General features: G+C 63.2%; 19 protein-coding genes. 15 read left to right on the top strand and 4 right to left on the bottom strand.

Annotated elements, in window-relative coordinates:
- Positions 1-3 precede the first annotated feature (3 nt).
- Together KF712_01505 and KF712_01500 are read right to left on the bottom strand one after the other, a co-directional pair.
- The gene (locus KF712_01505) at positions 4-2,802 is read right to left on the bottom strand and encodes an SUMF1/EgtB/PvdO family nonheme iron enzyme (protein ID MBX3739639.1); all 2,799 of its coding nucleotides are present in this window, start codon (positions 2,800-2,802) and stop codon (positions 4-6) included.
- Positions 2,792-3,457: a sigma-70 family RNA polymerase sigma factor gene (locus KF712_01500; GenBank protein MBX3739638.1), complete on the bottom strand. Its 666-nt coding sequence runs from the start codon at positions 3,455-3,457 to the stop codon at positions 2,792-2,794. The genes KF712_01505 and KF712_01500 overlap by 11 nt, the downstream gene beginning before the upstream one ends.
- A gap of 231 nt (positions 3,458-3,688) precedes the next feature.
- Between KF712_01500 and KF712_01495 the strand changes: the two genes are divergently transcribed.
- From KF712_01495 to lipB, 7 genes are read left to right on the top strand one after another with little or no spacing between them, the layout of a single operon-like run.
- Positions 3,689-4,309, top strand: a complete 621-nt coding sequence (locus KF712_01495) for a hypothetical protein (protein ID MBX3739637.1) — start codon at positions 3,689-3,691, stop codon at positions 4,307-4,309.
- Positions 4,309-5,373, top strand: coding sequence for a hypothetical protein (locus tag KF712_01490; protein ID MBX3739636.1), 1,065 nt, complete (start codon positions 4,309-4,311; stop codon positions 5,371-5,373). Before KF712_01495 ends, KF712_01490 begins: the two co-directional genes overlap by 1 nt.
- Positions 5,374-5,419: 46 nt before the next feature.
- The gene (locus KF712_01485) at positions 5,420-6,613 is read left to right on the top strand and encodes a DEAD/DEAH box helicase (protein ID MBX3739635.1); all 1,194 of its coding nucleotides are present in this window, start codon (positions 5,420-5,422) and stop codon (positions 6,611-6,613) included.
- A 33-nt stretch (positions 6,614-6,646) separates the two neighbouring features.
- Entirely contained in the window at positions 6,647-6,901 is a 255-nt protein-coding gene (locus KF712_01480) for a hypothetical protein (protein MBX3739634.1), read from the top strand.
- A complete protein-coding gene (locus tag KF712_01475) occupies positions 6,898-7,350 on the top strand; it encodes a type II toxin-antitoxin system VapC family toxin (protein MBX3739633.1) in 453 nt (150 codons plus the stop codon). Before KF712_01480 ends, KF712_01475 begins: the two co-directional genes overlap by 4 nt.
- 8 nt (positions 7,351-7,358) lie before the next feature.
- Entirely contained in the window at positions 7,359-7,862 is a 504-nt protein-coding gene (gene ruvC / locus KF712_01470) for a crossover junction endodeoxyribonuclease RuvC (GenBank protein ID MBX3739632.1), read from the top strand.
- A gap of 1 nt (position 7,863) precedes the next feature.
- Positions 7,864-8,484 (top strand): lipoyl(octanoyl) transferase LipB, encoded by a 621-nt coding sequence (lipB, locus tag KF712_01465; protein MBX3739631.1) that lies wholly within the window; start codon positions 7,864-7,866, stop codon positions 8,482-8,484.
- A 287-nt stretch (positions 8,485-8,771) separates the two neighbouring features.
- Here the strand turns inward: lipB and KF712_01460 are convergent, their stop codons facing one another.
- Together KF712_01460 and purM are read right to left on the bottom strand one after the other, a co-directional pair.
- Positions 8,772-10,700: an amidophosphoribosyltransferase gene (locus tag KF712_01460; GenBank protein ID MBX3739630.1), complete on the bottom strand. Its 1,929-nt coding sequence runs from the start codon at positions 10,698-10,700 to the stop codon at positions 8,772-8,774.
- A gap of 22 nt (positions 10,701-10,722) precedes the next feature.
- On the bottom strand, positions 10,723-11,718 hold the full coding sequence (gene purM, locus KF712_01455) for a phosphoribosylformylglycinamidine cyclo-ligase (protein MBX3739629.1): 996 nt from the start codon (positions 11,716-11,718) through the stop codon (positions 10,723-10,725).
- Positions 11,719-12,237: 519 nt separating this feature from the next.
- Here purM and KF712_01450 point away from each other — a divergent pair.
- The 8 genes from KF712_01450 to KF712_01415 all read left to right on the top strand — a co-directional run bounded on the left by KF712_01450 (position 12,238) and on the right by KF712_01415 (position 19,502).
- Positions 12,238-12,849: an ATP-binding cassette domain-containing protein gene (locus tag KF712_01450; protein ID MBX3739628.1), complete on the top strand. Its 612-nt coding sequence runs from the start codon at positions 12,238-12,240 to the stop codon at positions 12,847-12,849.
- A gap of 5 nt (positions 12,850-12,854) precedes the next feature.
- On the top strand, positions 12,855-13,622 hold the full coding sequence (locus tag KF712_01445; protein ID MBX3739627.1) for a hypothetical protein: 768 nt from the start codon (positions 12,855-12,857) through the stop codon (positions 13,620-13,622).
- A gap of 5 nt (positions 13,623-13,627) precedes the next feature.
- On the top strand, positions 13,628-14,548 hold the full coding sequence (locus KF712_01440) for a hypothetical protein (GenBank protein ID MBX3739626.1): 921 nt from the start codon (positions 13,628-13,630) through the stop codon (positions 14,546-14,548).
- A 4-nt stretch (positions 14,549-14,552) separates the two neighbouring features.
- Positions 14,553-15,824 (top strand): Flp pilus assembly complex ATPase component TadA, encoded by a 1,272-nt coding sequence (gene tadA / locus KF712_01435; GenBank protein MBX3739625.1) that lies wholly within the window; start codon positions 14,553-14,555, stop codon positions 15,822-15,824.
- 146 nt (positions 15,825-15,970) lie between these two features.
- The gene (locus KF712_01430; protein MBX3739624.1) at positions 15,971-16,396 is read left to right on the top strand and encodes a hypothetical protein; all 426 of its coding nucleotides are present in this window, start codon (positions 15,971-15,973) and stop codon (positions 16,394-16,396) included.
- A 122-nt stretch (positions 16,397-16,518) separates the two neighbouring features.
- The gene (locus tag KF712_01425; protein ID MBX3739623.1) at positions 16,519-18,282 is read left to right on the top strand and encodes a hypothetical protein; all 1,764 of its coding nucleotides are present in this window, start codon (positions 16,519-16,521) and stop codon (positions 18,280-18,282) included.
- Between the two features lie 84 nt (positions 18,283-18,366).
- Positions 18,367-18,894, top strand: a complete 528-nt coding sequence (locus KF712_01420; protein ID MBX3739622.1) for a hypothetical protein — start codon at positions 18,367-18,369, stop codon at positions 18,892-18,894.
- Positions 18,882-19,502, top strand: coding sequence for a hypothetical protein (locus KF712_01415; protein ID MBX3739621.1), 621 nt, complete (start codon positions 18,882-18,884; stop codon positions 19,500-19,502). The genes KF712_01420 and KF712_01415 overlap by 13 nt, the downstream gene beginning before the upstream one ends.
- Positions 19,503-19,518 lie beyond the last annotated feature (16 nt).

Below are 19,518 nucleotides of genomic sequence, written 5' to 3'. Positions count from 1 at the left end.
TGATCAGTTGTCAGGGGCGGGAGGTGCCGGGACGGGTGCGGGCAGCGGCGGAACGGCGGCTCCGGGAACCACGGGCGGAACGGGAGCGGGAGAGACCGGATCCAGCGGATTGATCTCCTTGCCATTGCCAACCCTCACGAGGACGACACGGAAGCCGGTGGACGCATCCCCTTTCGATGGCGGGATCCAGTTCCGGAAGCCGGTGTAAAGCGCCTCCTCCCGGTAGGTGTCCCATCCGCCACCGCGCAGGACACCCATCTGGATGTCCACGGTCGCGGCACGGATCGGCCGGCCATCCGCGCTCATGACGGGGATGTCCTCCGCGTCCTTCCAGTCCGTATAGACCCACTCCTGCGCGTTGCCGCTCAGGTCGAAGATGCCATACCGGTTCGCCGGGTAGGATCCCACCGTGGAGGTGTAGGGATTGTCATCGCTGTAGCCGGGGATGGAAAGATCGGAGGATTTCCCCGGAGCCAGCGCGGCGCTGGTGTCCGCGAAGTTTCCGGCACCTTTGGGCGGCGGCCAGGCGGTTCCCCATGGGAACCTCGGCTGCTTGTCGCTGTCGCGCGCGAGCGGGGATTTCCCCGGCTGGTCCTCGATGGCGGCCATGCGGCTCCACTCCAGGTCCGTCGGCAGGCGATAGACATGGCTTTCACGGATCAGGCCTTCCTCGCGTTCTTTCCGGGTCAGCCAGATGCAGAATTTCTCCGCGTCATCCCTGGAAACATAGACGACCGGATGGTCATCCGCCTGGGAGAAATCCGTTGCCAGCGGCATGGTGAGCGGCATGAGGGCACCCGCGATGTCATCCGCGGCCTCCGGCCCGGCGGCTTCCTGCTGGCGGGTGAGGTCGGCGTTGTAGCCGGTGATGAAGGCGCGGTAGTCCGCGACGCGGCTCTCCCACTTCGACACCATCAGGTCCGGTCCCAGCGGCACGAATTCCATGCCGAGCGTGTTCTTCCAGTCCCTGCCGAAGATGATGCCCTTGTTCTCCTCCAGCTTCCGGGTGATCTCTCCGGTCTGGCTGGGGACGACCTCGGTATCGAACTCCAGGGGCTTGAAGCCTTCCTTCAACAGCGTGAACTTGATGTGCGAGCCGGGCTTCACCCGCTCCAGCAGGAGCGCGCCATCCTTGTCGGTCATCCCGCGCCTCATGCCGTCGATGAAGACCTCCACCTCCGGCGGATCGGTCTTCAGGCGGACCATGCCGAAGTCGATCCTGCGGACGACCACATAGAAAGGACGGAGATCCTCCTTCCGCTGCGCGTCCGTCATCTTCGGGTCCTTGAAGGAAAGGTCGCGGTCCGGGACCATCTCGAAATCCCGGGTGAGCAGGCCGTTGCGCAGGGCCTCCCCTTCCAGCCAACTGCAGAACGCGCGGGCGGCCTCATCATTCGCCAGCGTGATCTCCGTCTCGATGCCGTTCTGGGAGACCGTCAGGAAATCCTCCGTCTTTCGCGCGCTGGCCGCGTTGAACATGAGCCAGTCCCGCTTCTTCATGTAGCCCTCGCTGATGTGGGACTTCCGGCTGTCGAGCGGCTTGTAGCGGTTGCGCAGGTGGTCCATCCACACGACGCCGCCCTCCGGCGGCTGGTCCGGCTGGAGGTTCTCGATGACGGCCATGACGCCGTCACCATCCACCACCGTCACCTTGATGTCCTTCGGCTGGTACTTCGCCAGCTCGATCCGGAACTCCAGGGTCTGCCCCAGCTTGGCATTGATCTCCCGCGTGGGCGTGAGATCGACGTAGGTCCCTTTCCCGTCATAGACGGTCGCATTTCCCGGGATGGTGATGAGCTTCACCTGGCGGAACTTCTCCACCGGCCGCTTCACCGGCGGAGGCCTCACGATATCGACCAAGGTCTGGATCCTGCCGCGCTTGGTCACCTCATATCCCGCCCACCCGGCCAGGCCGAGCAGCAGCAGGGAAACGACCCACACCAGGGAGAAGCTGCGCTTCCGCCTGGCACGCTTGCCACGCTGGAGACGCCGCAGGGCTTCCGCGAGTTCCGCCGCGGAGGTGATCATCCGTTTGGAAAGCCGCGGCTCGCAGATGTCACAGATGATCTTGTTCAGCTCCAGCCAGCGCTTCCGCTGGGAGCCGTTCGGCAATGTGTCCGGCAGTTCCGGAAACTCCAGCCGGTCCTTGCCGGTGGCGATCTCGTACAGCACCTTTCCCAAGCTGTACACGTCCGCCTGCGCGGAGCCGGGACCCTCGGGCGGGACGAAGCCCTCCGTGCCGACAAAGGTCCGCTGGTCGCGCGCGGCCACCAGGCCGATGTCCGCCAGCTTCGCCTTGCCATTGAGGAAAATGACGTTCGACGGCTTCACGTCCCGGTGCGCCAGCCCGCGCTCATGGAGATGGTGCAGCGCCTCCGCCAGCCGCAGGCCGACATCGATGCAGGTGTCCGTGTCGAGCTGGGGGTGCAGCGCCTGCTTCGCGTCCGCACGCAGCGTCCGCGGCTCATACTCGATGGGGTTGATGTTCTGCCCGGAGCGCACGTCGTCCCCGAGTTCCATCACGTAGTAGTAGAACGAAACGCCGTCCGGACTGCGTCCTACGTGGAGGATGTGGACCAGTCCGGGGTGGTCCCGCGACATCGGCTCGAACTTCAGGATGCCCTCGAACTCCCGCTCGAACCCGCGGGCGTCCTCGAAGTCCTCCCGCCACACCACCTTGACCGCGCGCAGCGCGCCGGTCACCCCCCTGCCCAGCCACACCTCGCCGTAAGCGCCCCCCCCGATCTTGCGGAGGATCTCATGGTCGGGGATGACAGGATCAGGTCGGGATTTACTCGGCATCTTCCTCCAGTTTCGCGAGTTCGCGCTTCAGCACGGAGCCGACGCGATGCTTCGCCAGATATACCTGCGCCATGCTGACGTTCAAGTGGTCCTGTACTTTTTTCGCGTCCCACTGCTTGATGACGTAATAGTGGAAAATCTGGTATTGTTTCGGTGAAACCTGCGCCTTCACCCTGGATAAAGCGGCGTCGGCGACGTTCTTTTTCCACTCCACATCCCACAGGCGGGAAAGGAGGTCCCCGTTCGGGTCCTCCACCCGGTCGATCACCGCGGTCTTCCGGTCGTTGTCCCACTCGCCACCGGCCATGGCGGTGTCTTTTTTCCGCTTCCGGAACTGGTCGTTGATGCGCCAGCGGGTCATGTTCATGAGCCAGGTTTTGAAAGACCCCTGCTCCGGGTCATAGAGCTTCCGTTTGCTCTGCTTGGCGATGGAAAGGATGGTCTCCTGCACGCAGTCGAAAGCTTCGTCCGCCCGCAGGCCGGCCTTCACGGCGACGGAATAGATCAGCCGCCAATAGGTTTGGTAGAATTCGTCCCAAGTCCGTTGGTCTTCCCAATTGTCCAGACGGGCGATGAGGCTCTTACGCGTCTTCGCGTAGGCCTCCACCATGATCACATCGTCCTTGTTTTCCTTTTCTACATCGTCCTCGGACATTGGCCCTCCTTTACCCGAACAACCCGGCGCTGTCTTTCATTCATTGCGGAATTTCGCAAGTCACTGATAAAGAGACACAAAATTTTTACCACCGGAAGCAAAATAGTCAGGAAAAGCGAAGAGTTACCGAACTTATTTACAACCTCACGCCTTTTGCACTATCTAACTGTCCTATCACTCACCCCGTGTTCCGGTTTCACCCTCCGGATACTCCCCCCACGGAGAGATGACATGTCACCCGAAACAACACCATTGAACGCCTCCCAGGCGGTCGAGCGGATCCGTGAGATCATCGTCGGCCGTCATCTGGAAAGGCTTGAGCAGCGCGTGGCACGCCTGGAGGCGTCCGACGTACCGGAGGCATCATATCCAAAGCTGGATGAACGGGTTCTGCTGGCGGAAGCCCGCGTGGAAGCCCTCCAACACAGCGTGACGCGGCTCTCCGACAACACGCGGGACGAGCTGGAACGGCGGAACTACCTCCAACGGGAGGAAATCCAACGCTTGGCGCAGCAGATCCAGCAAGTGGCCGCCACCCGGCCAGCGACCGCGGATGCCCTGCCCGCGGTCCAGCAACTGGAACAGCGGCTCGGCTCATGGCTCGGTGCCTGGAAGAACTCGTTCCAGGAGCACCTCAATTCGCGGGATCAACGGATTTCCGATCACATCCGCACGGAGATCGACACCCTGAAAGGCGCGATCGATGGACGTCTGGCGGATTTTGAAAGCCGCCTGCCGGACAGCGGGCAGCTCGAGCAGCGGTTCCAGAAGATCGCCGACGCCGCCCGCTCCCTGGCGGATTCCATTTCCCAACTCCCACCCCTCCCTCCCGCAGACGCATCCCCCCCCTGATGTCCGCGCATCCGCTGCAACCACTCCCCATCGCCCATCCCAGCTCTGCCACCGGCCACTCCACACGGCCCGTCGCATCGCCTTGGGGTGGCTCGCCCGTCCCCGTCGAGCAGCCCTCCATCCCGGTGGGTCGGTTGGTCCTGCCGACATGGCCGGAGATGCCACAGGCGGCCCAGCAGTCCGTAGTGGCACCGCAGCCCCCTTCCCTCCGGCCACTGCCTGCCGCCGGACCACCGGTCGCCGCCCCTCCTTTCCAGCCACTCCCCCCCTTCCAGGCGGTGCCTCCGGTGGTGGAACCTCCCCCCGCCTTCACCGCACCGGCTTTCACCCCGGCACCTCCCCCCGAGCCTGTGATCCTTGCGGCGGCACCGGTGGCTCCCACGCCCGCCGCACCGGAGCCTCCGGAAAAGCCGGACTTCACCGACGACGATCTGCGGGAGGCCTTCGCGCCGATCTTCAAGGGGATCACCGTCCAGGCGTCCCCCATCGACCTCCATCTGGAACCGATGCTGCGGGCGACCATCCGCCGGGCGCTGGCGGAATACTCCCCCACCACCGGCAGGCCGTTCACGAACCCCGGCGTGTGGGACCGCTTCAAGTGGCGGATGCGCGCGCTGTTCACCAGCCGCACCTACGAGGACATCCTGTTCGAGAAGACCAACCGCTTCCAGGTGGACGAGGTTTTCCTGCTGGATACCCACACGCTGTCACTCGTCTCCTATGCCAGCACCAACCCGGGCCGCCACGCCTCCGCGAAGCGGGTGGAAGGCACCGTCCACCGGCTGGCGCTCCAGCTCCGGGAGACGGACGGCACGCTCCGCCGCTACTTCAAGCTGCCGGATGACCGCAACGTCATCGTCCGCGAAGGCTCGTTCATCTCCCTGGTGGCGGTCTTCCGCGGCATGCCGAATGAAATGGCGATCAATGACCTCGGTTACACGCTCGGCAGCATCGAGGAACGCTTCGAGGAACGCTACCGCATCCCCGGATCACCGTTGCTGAAGCTGCTCCAGCCGTTCCTGGAGGACTGCCTGCTCATCCAGGCACCTGCCACCGCAGCCTAATCCCCCTTGACCCCGGGGGTCCGGCCCCCTAAAGACCTCCGCACACATGGGATTTGACACATTAGGACTCTCCGAAACCGTACTCCAAGCCATCGGCGAATCCGGTTACACCACGCCAACGCCCATCCAGGCCCAGGCCATTCCCATCATCCTTTCCGGGAAAGACGTCATCGGCGCCTCCCAGACCGGCACCGGAAAGACCGCGGCCTTCGCGCTGCCATCCCTTGCCAAGCTCGAAAAGATCGGCAAGCCACAGATTCTCGTCCTCGAGCCTACCCGCGAGCTGGCCCACCAGGTGGCGGAACAGTTCGAAAAATACGGCAAGCACACCGGCATGAAGGTGGCGCTGCTCTACGGCGGCGTGGGCCTCGGTGCCCAGGCTGACGCGCTGAATGCCGGAGCCGACATCGTCGTCGCCACCCCGGGCCGTCTGGTCGATCATTTCTACCGCGCCACCATGCGCTTCGGGGAGCTGAAGATCCTCATCCTGGACGAGGTGGACCGCATGCTGGACATGGGCTTCCTGCCGCAGGTCCGGAAGATCGTGAACCTCTGCCCGTGGGAAGGCCGCCAGACGCTGTTCTTCTCCGCCACCATGCCACCGGCGATCCAGACCTTCGCCCAATGGTGCCTCACCGACCCGGTTTCCATCGAAATCGCCCGCACCTCCGTGCCGAAGAGCGTGACCCACGCCTTCTACCCGGTGGCCATGGACCAGCGTGACGAGCTGCTGCTCGGCCTGCTGAAGGAAACCGAATACCACTCCGTGATGATCTTCACCCGCACCCGCAAGGAAGCGGACGAAGTCACCGCCATGATCAAGGACAGCGGCCAGCCGAAGGTCGCCGCCATGCACTCCGACATCAGCCAGGTGGACCGCATGAAGGCCCTCGCCGGATTCAAGGCCGGTGACTACGAGATCCTCGTCGCCACCGACGTCGCCGCGCGCGGCATCGACATCTCCGGTGTCTCCCACGTCATCAACTACCGCGTCCCGGAAAACGCCGAGGACTACGTCCACCGCATCGGCCGGACCGGCCGCGCCGCGGCCGAAGGCGACGCCTTCACCATCCTCACCGCGGACGAACTGGACTACGCGAAGTCCGTCGAAGTCTTCATCGACCAGAAGATCCCGCGCCGCAAGCTGGACAACTTCGAGTACATCTACACCGCCCTGCTCGACACCGACCCGATCAAGCCGGTCCGCCGGAAGAAGGTCGGCGGGAAGAAGCGGCGTTGACCTCATGGGATTTCATGATAGATTAAATCTATCATGAAGACCGCGACGGTGGCAGATCTACGAAACCATTTCCGGCAAATCGCCAGTTGGATCGAACATGGCGAGACCGTTGAAATCGTGAAACGGGGCAAACCGTTCGCGCATCTCATCGCTCCGCCATCCGCTTCACCCGCTCCACCCAAGCCGGACATCATGGCCCAGCTCCGGGAAGTCTGGGGCGACCGCAGGTTCACCATGGAGGAAGTCCGGGAAATGAGGGAGCACGAACTGGACGGGGAGGATGCGTGAAAGCTTATCCTGATACGTCCTATCTCTGCGCGCTATACCGCTTCCAGGAAAATTCCGAACGGGCCGCCAGCCACTTCGCCGCGATGCCAGGCTCTCTGGTCATCGCATCCCCCCTTCTCTTCGAGTTCAGGCAATCCATCCGCCTGCAGGCGTGGCTTCACACGAAAGATCGCGGGAAAGGATATGACAAACAGACGGCACTCCACGCGCTCGCCAAATTTCAGAACAACATCTCCACTGGTGCGATCAAGGTGATACCCGTGGAATGGGCGGACGTGGCGGGCATCGCGGAAACCATCTCATCTGAGTTCACCTGGACCAGCGGGTGCCGGGGATTCGACATCCTCCATGTCGCCACCGCCCTCCATCTGGGCAGCTCCGAGTTTCTGACGTTCGACAGGAACCAGAAGAAGCTCGCCTTGGCGAAAGGCCTCACCGTTCCCTTTTGAACCTCCGGATGCGCGTCCTCTCCATCGACCCTGCCGTCCGGAATACGGGATACGCCGTACTCGAGGGCGATCCGCGCAAGCCGGTGGTGCTCGCCTTCGATGTGATCTCGATCCCGAAAAGCCTCCCGCAATCCGCCGCGCTCGCCGCGGTGCGGACGCATCTGGTGAATGTCATCCGGAAGTTCCAGCCGGAGGAGGTGGCGGTGGAGGGCATCATCTACGTGCAGTCCCATCAGACGGCTATTTCGATGGGGGCGGCCCGCGCCTGCGCCATGATCGCCGCCGCGGACCACGGCCTGAAGATCTACGAATACTCGCCGAAGAAGGTGAAGATGGCCGTCGTGGGCAAGGGAACGGCGGACAAGCAGCAGGTCGCCTTCATGGTGCGCGCGCTGCTCGGTCTGGCGGAGAATCCCCCGTCGGACGCGGCGGACGCCCTTGCCATCGGCATGGCGCACCTGCAGGCTTCCGATCCGCTCAAGGCGAAGCTCCTCGACCGCAGGCAGATCTGACATGATGGACATCCGACATCTCTCCGGCCACATCCCCTATGAGGACGGTCTTCGCCTCCAGGAGGAAACCGTGACCGCGGTGCTGGCGAAGGAAGCACCGGACACGCTCTTTCTGCTGGAGCATGAGCCGGTCTATACCATCGGCCGGTTGAGGGACCAGTCGTCGCTGCGGGACGCCTCCATGCTCCCCCACCCGGTCCACGACACGAACCGCGGCGGCCAGGCGACCTACCATGGCCCCGGCCAGATCACCGGCTACCCCATCCTGGACCTGACCACCCGCGGCAAGGACCTGCACGAGCACCTGCGGAAGATCGAGGAGGCGCTCATCCTGGCCTGCGGCCGCTTCGGCGTGCAGGCCGGACGGCGGGATGGACTCACCGGCGTGTGGGTGGGGAACCGCAAGCTGGCGTCCATCGGTGTTGGCGTGCGTAAATGGATCTCCATGCACGGCTTCGCCATCAACATCACGAATGAAAGCCTGCCGCCGTTCTTCGCCATCACCCCGTGCGGGCTGGATGGCGTGAGCATGACCAGCCTGGAGATGGAAGCGGGGCGGCCTATCACTGTTGCTGAGGCGGCGGTGGTGATCGGTGAGGAGATGAGGCGCTTGCTGGAGTGAGCGGGCACTCTTTGTCCTCCGGTAAGGAGGGTGGACACTCTTGTCCTCCGGCGGTATTGGCGAATTATCTAAGATTCACCGCGAAGATCGCGACCCCATGGAGGGGCGCACGCCGTTGCACCCATGCGGAAAGGCAAGGCAACGGGCAAGACGCGAAGAAGTTACAACGGCGTGCGCCTCTCCTGGCATGCGAAGCAAAGCGGATGTGACCACCCTACTCCGAATGCTTTTGTTATGGGTTCCGGTTGCAGCCGGAGGACAGGAGTGTCCTCCCTCCTTACACCCCTTTACAGCGGCAAACTGTCGTAGCTGCGGCCGCCGACACCTTCGTACCAGCGCAGGTAGGCGGAGTTCACCATGGAGTAGCCGCCAGGGGTCGGGTAGTTGCCGGTGAAGTACCAGTCGCCGCACTCGCCTTTGATGGAGGCACGGAGGTTCTCGATGCTCTGGAAGATGACCTCGACCTCGCCCTGCCACTCGATCTCTTCCGGATAGACCATGCGGCTGATCTCGGCGGAAACTTCCTCGTCGGTGAAGGCGTCGTAGATTTGCTGGACGCGGTTGAGGCGTTCGCCGGCGGGCTTTTTCAGCTCCTCGCGGCACTCGTCATAGACGCGGTCGAGCAGGGACTGCCGTCCGGCTCGCCGGTGCAGCGCGATGGCCGCCTGGAAGGCGATGAACTTGCCCAGTTCCGACATATCGATGCCGTAGCAGTCCGGATAACGGATCTGCGGGGCGGTGGAGCAGATGACGATCTTAGACGGCTTCGTGCGGGCGAGGATCTTGAGGATGGATTTCTTCAGCGTGGTGCCGCGGACGATGGAGTCGTCCAGGGCGACGAGGTAGTCGCCTTCCTTCACCGCGCCGTAGGTGATGTCATAGACGTGGGAGACGAGCTGGTCGCGGCTTTTCTCCTGGGAAATGAAGGTCCGCATCTTGATGTCCTTGTGCGCGATCTTCTCCCCGCGCGGCCAGTTGCGGAGGATGAGGTCGTCGACGAGGTCGGCGGTCAGGTTGCCGCTTTCCGCGGCTTTCAGGATGGAGGAGCGGACTTCCTGGCGGCGGTAGAGCCGCAGGCCGTCCATCAGGCCGTGGTAGGCGGTTTCCGCCGTGTTCGGGATGAAGGAGAAGACGGTCTTTTCGAAGGCGCTGCCGATGGATTTCACCACCTGGTCCACCAGCGCGGCGCCCATGGCCTTCCGCTCGCGGTAGATCTGCGGATCATTGCCGCGGGAGAAGTAGATCTTCTCAAAGGAACACGGGGAGTATTTCTGCGGGGTGGCGAACTGCTGGTCGGTGATGGTGCCGTCCGACTTGATGGTGATGATGGAGCCCGGATCGACCGCCTTGACATCATCCACATCCGCCTCGAACACGGTCATGAGCGGCACGCGCTCCGATGCGAAGGCGATGACCTCATCCGTGATGAGCATGTGGCACGGGCGGATGCCGCGCGGGTCGCGCATGACGAACATGTCGCCGTTGCCGATGGCACCGCAGATGGCGTAGCCGCCGTCCCACTCGCGGGCGGAGTCGGAGACGAGCTGCGGCACATCCAGCGCGGAGGAAATCATGGCCGGCATCTCATTGCCCGGCACGCCCTTGTCGCGGAGGTCGCGGTAGAGGTCGGTGTGGTGCTCGTCCAGATGGTAGCCGATCTCTTCCAGCACGGTCTGCGTGTCCGTTCCGAAGACCGGGTGCTGGCCGCGCTCCAGGAGGACCTGGTTTAGCTCGGCCGCGTTGGTCATGTTGAAATTCCCCATCACCATGAGGGTGCGGGTCGGCCAGTTGCTGCGGCGCAGGTACGGATGGCAGCTTCCTTCGTCGAACTCGCCGGAGGTGCCGTAGCGGAGGTGGCCCACGAGGATCTCACCGCCGAAGTCGAAGTTGCGTTTCACGCTTTCCGGCTTCTTCGGGTCGAGCTGGCCCTTGCGCGCCATTTTCGAGAAATTCTTGATCTCCTTGCGGAATATCTGGGCGAGCGCGTCCTGCTCGATGCCCCGGCGGCGGAACACGTAGGGCTGGCCGATGGGCATGTTCAGCTTCACGCAGCCAATGCCGGTGCCGTCCTGCCCGCGGTTGTGCTGCTTCTCCATCAGGAGGAACAGCTTGTTCAGACCCCACAGGCAGGTGCCGTAACGGTCGTAGTAATACGCCAGAGGTTTGCGGAGCCGCACCGCAGCGATCCCGCATTCGTGTTTCAGGAAATCGCTCATCGTGGATGGATTCGAAGCATCATCACTCTCCGGAGACCCGCACTCGGACACCCTCCTGCGGAACCATGCGCCCGAGTATCACGCCGCCATTGCCCGCCGTCAAACTGGCTTCCACGTCTTTTTCATCGACGATGGCGACCCAGCCGATGCCCATGTTGAAGGTGTGGAAACGGTCTTCCGCGTCCACGTGGGCAAGCAGCTTGTCGATGCCCGGAAGCTCCCATTTCGGGATCTCCAGATCAGCGCCCATTCCGCGGAACAGACGCTCGAGATTTTCAGGAAGGCCACCACCGGTGATGTGGGACATGGCCTTCGGCTTCACGCCCTTCGCCTTCAGGTCGCGGGTGACGTCGTGGTAGAGGCGCGTCGGCTTCAGCCAGGCGGCCAGTTCCTCATCGGAAATCTCGCCCGGGTGCTCCTTCAGCACGCGGCGGACGAGCGACCAGCCGTTGGCGTGGATGCTGTCGGACGCGTAGCCCACCAGCACGTCGCCGACGGCGACGGTGGTCGGGTCGATGAGGTCGCCCTTTTCGGCGCAGCCAATGCAGAAGCCGGCCAGCTCGATGACATCCGTCGGGACGATGCCGGGCATCTCCGCGGTCTCACCGCCGGCCAAGATGCAGTCGCAGGCCTCCAGGTAGTCGGCCATGCCCTTGATCAGGCTGGTGATCTTTTCCTCATCCAGCGCGGCGATGCCGATGTAGTCCAGGAACAACAGAGCATCCCCGCCGGTGGTGAGGATGTCGTTCACGCTCATGGCGACCAGATCCTTGCCCGCTGTCTCCAGCAGGCCGTGTTCCAGCAGCAGCTCCAGCTTGGTGCCGACGCCGTCACAGCCGGTCACGATCACCGGCTCCTTATAGGAACTGAGGTCGTAGCAGGCGGCGAACAACCCGAAGGCTCCCCACAGTTTGCGCGTTTGCTGGGTCCGGCGCACATGCGCCCCGATGTCTCCTACCAGAGCGGCCGCCTTGCGCGTGTCCACCCCGGCCTGTTGGTAAGTTAGCTTGCCCGCCATTTCGGTGCGGTGGTTCTACCAATCCCCCCCCTCCCGTCACGCAGAAAAACGGATCAATTCCTCCGGCACCTTCCCGGCCATCCAAATGCCCCCGGAGCGAAACGGATTTTCAAACACCCGCAGATCCCGCAGCCACCGTCACCAGAGGATCCTTGCGGCCACTTTGCAAAAAAACTCCGCACGATTCAGACACCCTATCCTGCACCCACCCGGCGAGAATCGAGCGACCTTGCGACCCCAGTGCGCCCTGCGTCCGGGAGCTGCGCACATCTAATTGTTAGATAAATCAGCCAGTTCCGCATTTTCCGCCACGGACCACCGGATGATTCCGACAGCGAGGGCAATCACCGAATCCAGCGGGAAAAGGCCCGCCATTTATCACAGATATCCTGATATTCATGATATCCTGATATTCAATAAAACTTGACCTTTAAACAAGATTACATAATTTCCCCTTTCATCAACTCGGTGAGTTCCGCGCCCCCAGCACCCCGACCCAGCCTCCATCTCGATTCAGGATTGAAAATCGGGTATGGCTCCCCCATCGCCGCCTTGGAGAAATCCATCGAACTCGGCGGTGGCACCCATTTCATCCTGGCGCGGAACGGCCGAGGGAAAACCACCTTGCTGCGGACGATCGCCCGGACGCTTCGTCCGGTGGCAGGCAGCCTGAAAACGGAGGGAGCGCTCCAGTACCTGCCGGAGGACCTGCGGTTCGACCCCGAAATGACGGCGGGCATGATCCTGCGCTCCTTGGTTCCGAAGAACCGCCTGAAGGAAGCACTGGACCTGGCGGAGCGGATCGAACTGAACCTGACGCGCCCTTACAGCCGCCTCTCCACCGGCAACCGGCGGAAGACGAACCTGATCATGGCGGAGTTTTCCATCCGCCCGGACGCCGGCAACATCCTGTTGCTGGATGAGCCGTTCAGCGGCCTCGACGCGTTCGCCCGGCAGGCGTTCGAGGAAATCTGGCGCGCCTCGTCAGACAGCGTGCTGCGCCTGGTGAGCTGCCATCCGGACTATGACTCCATGACGCTTTCCAGCGCCCTGCTCATCGACCGGTCCACCATCCGCCACCTGACAGGTGACGATCAGACCTGGAGCGAACTGAAGAACCTCCTGCACTGAAAACGATGAGACTCTTCCGGCTCACCCTCTCAACGATCTTCCTGCGCAAGGCGTGGGTGATCTGCGCGCTCTGCGTGCTGGTCACCCCCTTCGTCCTGCCATGGATCTCGAGCGCCTCGGAAAAGCCGGTTCTCATCCAGCCCGCGCGCATCCAGGCGGCATGGAGCACACTCTGGATCATCACCATGCTCTGGGGTTACTTCACCGCCGCGAAGCAGGGCGAGATCAACGCCACCTCCGGCACCGGCGAATACTTCCTCACCACCGGCCTCGGTGCGACGCGCCAGTTGTCCGAGATCTGGCTGGCGGTGTTCATCTTCATCCTGCCGATGGCGGTCGCCACCGCCGCCATCACCCAGTTCGCCGCGGCTCCGGCGGATCCCGCGGAGCAGGCCATGTGGTGGACGCTCAACACCCAGTATCTGGTGCTGTTCCTGCTGGTCACCGCGCCGTTGCTCTGTCTCGCCGTCGCGCTGGCCTCCCGCTTCGGTAGCGTGGCCGGTTATGTGGTGACGCTGGGACTGACGGTCTATGGCCTCTATGGCGTCGGCTACCTGAACAACCTGCTGAAGCTGGAAGAAAGCCCCATGCTCCAGAGCATCTGGCTGCTCTCCCCACATTACCACTTCGCGGACCTGACGCAGCGCCTCTACTTCAAGTCCGGCGCCCTCCCCTCCGCCGCATTCTGGAAAATGACCGGCTATTTCCTGGGCATCCTCGCCCTGCACACCGGCATCTCCCGCCTTGCCTTCCGCACGAAGCTTTCCTCCTGATCCCCTTGAAACCGCCCGGCTCCACCACCGCGTACATCCTGAGCCTCTGCCTCATCACAGGGGGTGGCTCGGTCTGCGCGTCCATGGGCAGATCCCTCATGGCGGACAAGGATCTGCGGGTTCCGGTCAACCCGTTCGGCATCAATTCCAGCCCCTACGGCGAAGTCCTCGCCATGGCGATGCAAGGCTCGATCGACACCTACTGGCACAGCGGCATCGAGCAGACTGGAAGCCATGATTCCGGACAACCCCACGTGCACACGGCGGACTGCGGGCATGATGTCTCTCCATCCGCCAAAGGCACCGGCCTGCGCGGCCGCCTGACGGCCGTTCTCGATGAACTGGGGGAAGCCTCCACCGCACGGACGAATCCGAAGCCGGCCAGCCGCGCCCAGGTCTTCCACACCCGGCGCGAGATCGAGGACAAGCTCCGCTTCGCCTACCAGCTCGACCCGGCGCACTACGCGAACTACAACACCTACCATTTCTTCCTGACCGAGCCGGAACTGGGCACCCGCCCGAAGCTCACCCCCCAGGCCGCCGGACTGGCCGACAAGACCATCCGCTACTGTCTGGCCAGGAATGACGATCCACGCCCGGCCCTGACCGCCGCCGCAGCCGCGGGAAACCTGCTGGAGCTCATGTTCAACGACCGGGCGGCGGGCCACGCCCGCTACAGCACCTCCGTCATGCGGGAGTATCTCCAACTGATGGACCAGTGCATCGCCCGCCACCAACTGATCTCCGGCCAGTGGACGGCCAACGGCCAGTGGGAGGAACTCTCCCCCATGCGCAGGCTGGAAGCGCAGGACCGGCTGTCCTTCACGCTGAAGATCCGGGAAGTCGCCGAAAGGACCATCCTCCGCCTGGAGCGGCAGGAGCAGCCGGGCACTCCGCCAGCACCACCCTCCCCCCCCGCCAACTGACCTGATGTCTTCCTCCTCCCCACCACGGCCTCCCTTCCCGGAAGGAAACCCCGCCATCCAGGCGGCGCGTTTCCAGCCGGGCATGAACGGCCGCCAGCTTCTCGGGATCATCTTCCGGGTATGCAGGGAGCTGCGCGTCTCCGACATCCAGATGCGCTCCGCACGCCCGGTCTATATCCATACCAACAAGGGCATGGAGATGCTGGACTTCCTCGGCATCCTTTCCGCGACCCACATGGATGAGATCCTGAAGGAACTCATCCGCAACCGGGAGAACGCCGGCCACGGCTTCGGCGTCACGGATACCGGCACCCACATCGAGGAACAGATCGCGCATGCCATGCACGGGTTCTCCTCCACCAAAGTCGCGGACTTCTCCTGCGACGGCATCCCGATGGGAGATGCGGGTGAACGCTCCGGTCGCCTACGGATCCAGGCCCACCTCAGCTCCTCCGGCCTCGGCGTCACCTGCCGGATCCTGAATGATTTCATCCCGGAGCTGGAGCAGCTCGGCATCGATCCGGACACCATCGCCACGCTCCGCCATGCGTCACTGAAACGCGCGGGCCTCTGCCTGGTCACCGGCCCCACCGGCTCCGGAAAGTCCACCACCCTGGCGTCCCTCATCGACTGGGTGCGCAGGCACCATCCGAAGCACATCGTCACCGTCGAGGATCCCATCGAATACCAGTACCCGGACGACATGCCGGACCCGGTCTATCCCGGCCACCGCACGCCCTCCCCCAGCATCGTCACCCAGCAGGAAGTGGGGCGGGACGTCCACTCCTACCGGCAGGGACTGAAGGATGTGCTGCGGAAAGCGCCGCACATCATCCTGCTCGGGGAGATCCGCGACCGGGAGGCGATGGAGACCTGCATGGAGGCCGCGCAGACCGGACACCTGGTCCTCTCCACGCTGCATACTACGGGCGCAGTAAAAACCCTGGGCCGGATCCTGGAGCTCTACCCGAAGGAGAACCACACCGCGGTGCTGAGCCGGCTTTCGGAAATCCTCATCTTCATCCACTCCCAGGGCCTGCTCAACGGCGTCAACCGCCGGGTGCTGACCTATGAGTTCCTCCACAACAGCGAGGACGCCATCTCCAGCGCCATCGCCAACTATGACGGCGGGGCACGCTCCCTGGAGGATGTCATCCACCGCGCCGGGAACGTCCAGTGGGACAACAACCTCAAGCGGCTGCTCCAGCAGGGACTCATCTCCTACGACACGTTCGAGAACGCCCGCATGAACCGCGCGGACAACGAAGTTTTCTAGATACCACACCACATAAATTTTCAAACGAACCGAAGTCCAACCTGATATTACACGATCACGTAATAGTGGTTTCAAAAATGTGAGGCATCATTCGGTTCGTTCGAAGGACACGAGAACAAAACAACACCACACATAATACACACCGTATGAAACTGACCCCCACCACCAAGCGCAAGGCCGGCATGACGCTGCTCGAACTGACCGTCGTCATCCTCGTCCTGCTCTCCCTCATCTCGATCCTCTTCATCGGCGCCCGCGCCTGGAAGAAGGGTTCGGACCGTGCAGCCTCCATCCTCCAGATCCGGAATGTCCAGCAAGCCGTCCGCTCCTATGCCAACATGAATGGCAAGAACCCGGGCGACACCGGAGCAATCGCACTGAGCGATATCTTCGGCGACGACAAGTTCATCAAGAACAACCCGGCGGCCGACGGTGCGAAACACCCGGGCGGCGGTGATCTCAAGTATAGCATCGGTGCTCCCACCACCATCCCGAACATCGGCAGCCTTTACATGACGGTCACCGGCACCGGCCACGCCGACTACATCCCGACCGAAACCGGCGACTGGTAAGCATCCTCCTCCCCCCTTCACCGGGGGGACAGAACGATCATCCACGGCTTGCCCGCACATGCGGGCGAGCCGTTCCCTCATTTCAAGCGTATCCCTTCCCAAGCCCGCAGCCACGAACTCCCTTGAGTGCGCTCCAACATCCCTCGGGACTCAATTCCCTCCAGCAATACCGCCAGGCCAGCCAGATCCTCCGCAAGACCAGCCGTGCGAAGAACCCGGCCTGGTACCTGCACCCGCTGGAGCTGGATTTCCAACTCCACATCCGGAGCGACGGAGCCGGGATCACCGCCTTTCTACATGACCGCCGGGAGAATCTGTGGGCACCCGGACCTCCGCTGGAGGAGCAGCACCTCCTCGATCCGGACGCCATCACCGCCTACACCACCGCCGCGCTGGAGCACGTCCGCTCCGCGGGAGGGACAGCCCTGGGCGTGGTGCTCCATGTGGTGGATGAATTTTCCCTGACCGAAATCAAGCCGGAGCTGCATGACCGGGAGATGCTCGGCCAACTGCGGCAGCAAGCCATCGACGATCCCGCCTCGGTCCTCGCGGACTTCATCCAGGCGGACCAGTCGTCATGGCGGCTCCTGCCCTACTTCTCCCCTGCCAGCCATTCCATCGCCACGGCGGTGACGGTTTCCCGGCGTCACGCCCCCGCTCTCGATGCCCTGCGCGCGTTGGGGGAAAAGGAGGATTTCCCCGTTGTCACCTGCGCGCTCAGCTCCCCGCTCATCGCACTGCTGGGGATCCACGGAAACGTGAAAAGGACGCCGGAGCGCCCTGCCGTAGCGATCCTGCAATACACCTCCTTCACGGTCATCGCCTTCCTGGACGGGAACTCGGACCTCATGTTGCTGCGCACACAGCTCCACCGCGGCCTCCACCGTCCGCCGAATTTCCGCCACACCATCGCCACCGCGCTGGCCTCCCTGGAGATCGATGCTCCGGACATCTTCGTGTTTCCGCTGGGCCGGGAGGTGGACCGGACGCTGCCAGCGGACCTCGGTCCCGTCTTCCCCACCAGCCACATCGAGGAAGTGGCCGTGCCCGGTGCGGGGGTGGTCCCCGCATGGTGCGCGGAATGCCTCATCTCCACGCAGGCGCTTGACCCCGTGGAGGATCTCCCCGGGAGCACCTTCCGGGTCTTCCGGGAAGACCGCTGGGCGCTCCAGGACTTTCTCCCCGCTCCCAAGGAGGTCGCGCAAATCTTCCCTACCAAACAGGAAATCTCGCTCTTGCGGTTCTTGCGCATCGCCCGCGCGGTGGCCGCCGTGGTCGCACTCGCAGCCATCGGCTGGCTTGTCTTTGGCATGTTCCAGATCATCAACACCCCGGAGTGGACTTTCGAGCCCACGGAGGCGGATGCCACCAAGATGCGCCTCATGACCCTCAACGCGGAGCGGACGAAGATTGAGCACTGGGACGCAATGCTGGAGGACCGCTCAAAGGGCTGGACCGCCATGGAGTCCCTGGTGCGGCTTTTTCCCGAGAACTCGGGCATCCTGATCCGCAGTTTCGACTACAACGCGCGGCCGGACAACACGCCCGGCCAGGCGAGGGTGGGCATGACGCGGGAGTGGAAGATCGACGGCATGACCCAGGAGCAGGGCCGCCAGTTGCTCAATTCCCTGAACTCCCGCGAGGGCATTTCCGCACGTTTCAACGAAATCGCCGCCGTCACCGGCAATCCGACATTCCGCACCGACATCGGCACCCGCAGCCTGATGGTCAGCGTCCGCACCTCCGAAAACAGCGCTTACCGGCAGGGAACCGTGCTCGCCGGGCCGAATGCAGACGCCACCTACCCCTTCACCTTCACTTTGGAGATCACCCAGCGTTTCGAGGCGACCGATCCGACCGCTGTCCTTACCGCCAAGGCCCCGTAGTCCGCATTTATAAAAATTTACGACCGCTGATTGATAATTTAGACTTTCAAATTATCAATGAAGCGCATTGAATTCCCCTGAACGATGTACAAGCAGTCGATCATCTTATTCGGCATCGTCCTACCGATCCTGGGCCTCATCGCCCTGATCGGCGGCTGCTTTTTCATCAAATCGGAGATGGAGGACAGCTTTGCGACGAAGATGTCCCAATACCGCACTGACTCCCAAGGACGCACCGCCGCGATGGAGACGGAAACCCGGATCCGGACCCGGCGGGAACACCTCGCGCGGTGGAAGAAGGAACTGGCGATGGAAACAACCAGCACGGTCCGGACCCACCTGAAAGCAATCAGCGACAAGCTGCCATCGAGGGAATTCCAGGAAACCGGCTTCGATCCCATCAACTCCAGATCCGGCTTCGCCGCCGTCAGCCAGCAGAAGTCCTCACAGTTCCGCATGGGCTTCCGCGGCACGTTCCGCTCCGCCCAGAAGGCCATGCTGGAGTTGGAGACCCGCATGCCGCAACTCACTCTCCAGGAACTGAAGGCGACTCCCAGCGACCAATCCATCCTCCTCAATTTCCAAGTCACCTACACCGCATGGGAAAACTGAAGAACATCCTTCCCATACTTGTATGCGGCTGGCTGCCGGTGTCGGCGGCTCCAACCACTGCGCCGGCACCGGCCGGAGGTGATCCGTTTCCGGCAAAGCCGTTGCGGCAGGTGGGGGAAGGCGTGGAGGAGTTCGTCAGCGCCATGGTGGCGACCCTCGCCATCGCCAATCGGGAGTTCGACCCCTTCGGCCTGCCACAGGATCCGGACTACCAACCGCCGGCTCCTCCTCCCTCCCCGACCGCTCCGGGGAATGTCCAGCAGGCCACGCCCTTTTCCGACATCGTCCGCCGGATCCATATCACCACGGTGATGACCGGGGATAAGAAATTCCTCGTCGGCTCGCGGAGTTTCGCCGCCGGTGACCGCTTCCCGGTGAACTTCGAAGGCCAGAACATCTGGATCGAGGTGGTCGAAGTGAGCGCCCGGCAGGTGCTGTTCAAGAACAGCCAGACGGGGGAAACCGCCGCGCAGGCGCTCAACCTGCTGCCTCCCGGGATGACGCCCGGGAGCGGCGGCATCACCGCTCCCGGCATGGTCCCCAGCAACCAGCAGGCGCCTCTCGACCTCAACTCATCCGGCTCCGCACCGGTCCCTCCCTCCCGCTGACCCTCCTTCTCCTCCG

Source organism: Akkermansiaceae bacterium, from assembly GCA_019634595.1.
In the GTDB taxonomy this organism is placed as follows: domain Bacteria; phylum Verrucomicrobiota; class Verrucomicrobiia; order Verrucomicrobiales; family Akkermansiaceae; genus Luteolibacter.
The sequence above is the reverse complement of the archived record's forward strand: the minus strand, read 5'-3'. Positions and strand labels throughout refer to the sequence as shown.

What these genes read in the sequence shown, in the direction of transcription:
- KF712_01505 (MBX3739639.1), bottom strand. Translation starts at nt 2,802, where the DNA reads ATGCCGAGTAAATCCCGACCTGATCCTGTCATCCCCGACCATGAGATC.
- KF712_01500 (MBX3739638.1), bottom strand. Translation starts at nt 3,457, where the DNA reads ATGTCCGAGGACGATGTAGAAAAGGAAAACAAGGACGATGTGATCATG.
- KF712_01495 (MBX3739637.1), top strand. Translation starts at nt 3,689, where the DNA reads ATGTCACCCGAAACAACACCATTGAACGCCTCCCAGGCGGTCGAGCGG.
- KF712_01490 (MBX3739636.1), top strand. Translation starts at nt 4,309, where the DNA reads ATGTCCGCGCATCCGCTGCAACCACTCCCCATCGCCCATCCCAGCTCT.
- KF712_01485 (MBX3739635.1), top strand. Translation starts at nt 5,420, where the DNA reads ATGGGATTTGACACATTAGGACTCTCCGAAACCGTACTCCAAGCCATC.
- KF712_01480 (MBX3739634.1), top strand. Translation starts at nt 6,647, where the DNA reads ATGAAGACCGCGACGGTGGCAGATCTACGAAACCATTTCCGGCAAATC.
- ruvC (MBX3739632.1), top strand. Translation starts at nt 7,359, where the DNA reads ATGCGCGTCCTCTCCATCGACCCTGCCGTCCGGAATACGGGATACGCC.
- lipB (MBX3739631.1), top strand. Translation starts at nt 7,864, where the DNA reads ATGATGGACATCCGACATCTCTCCGGCCACATCCCCTATGAGGACGGT.
- KF712_01460 (MBX3739630.1), bottom strand. Translation starts at nt 10,700, where the DNA reads ATGAGCGATTTCCTGAAACACGAATGCGGGATCGCTGCGGTGCGGCTC.
- purM (MBX3739629.1), bottom strand. Translation starts at nt 11,718, where the DNA reads ATGGCGGGCAAGCTAACTTACCAACAGGCCGGGGTGGACACGCGCAAG.
- KF712_01445 (MBX3739627.1), top strand. Translation starts at nt 12,855, where the DNA reads ATGAGACTCTTCCGGCTCACCCTCTCAACGATCTTCCTGCGCAAGGCG.
- tadA (MBX3739625.1), top strand. Translation starts at nt 14,553, where the DNA reads ATGTCTTCCTCCTCCCCACCACGGCCTCCCTTCCCGGAAGGAAACCCC.
- KF712_01430 (MBX3739624.1), top strand. Translation starts at nt 15,971, where the DNA reads ATGAAACTGACCCCCACCACCAAGCGCAAGGCCGGCATGACGCTGCTC.
- KF712_01420 (MBX3739622.1), top strand. Translation starts at nt 18,367, where the DNA reads ATGTACAAGCAGTCGATCATCTTATTCGGCATCGTCCTACCGATCCTG.
- KF712_01415 (MBX3739621.1), top strand. Translation starts at nt 18,882, where the DNA reads ATGGGAAAACTGAAGAACATCCTTCCCATACTTGTATGCGGCTGGCTG.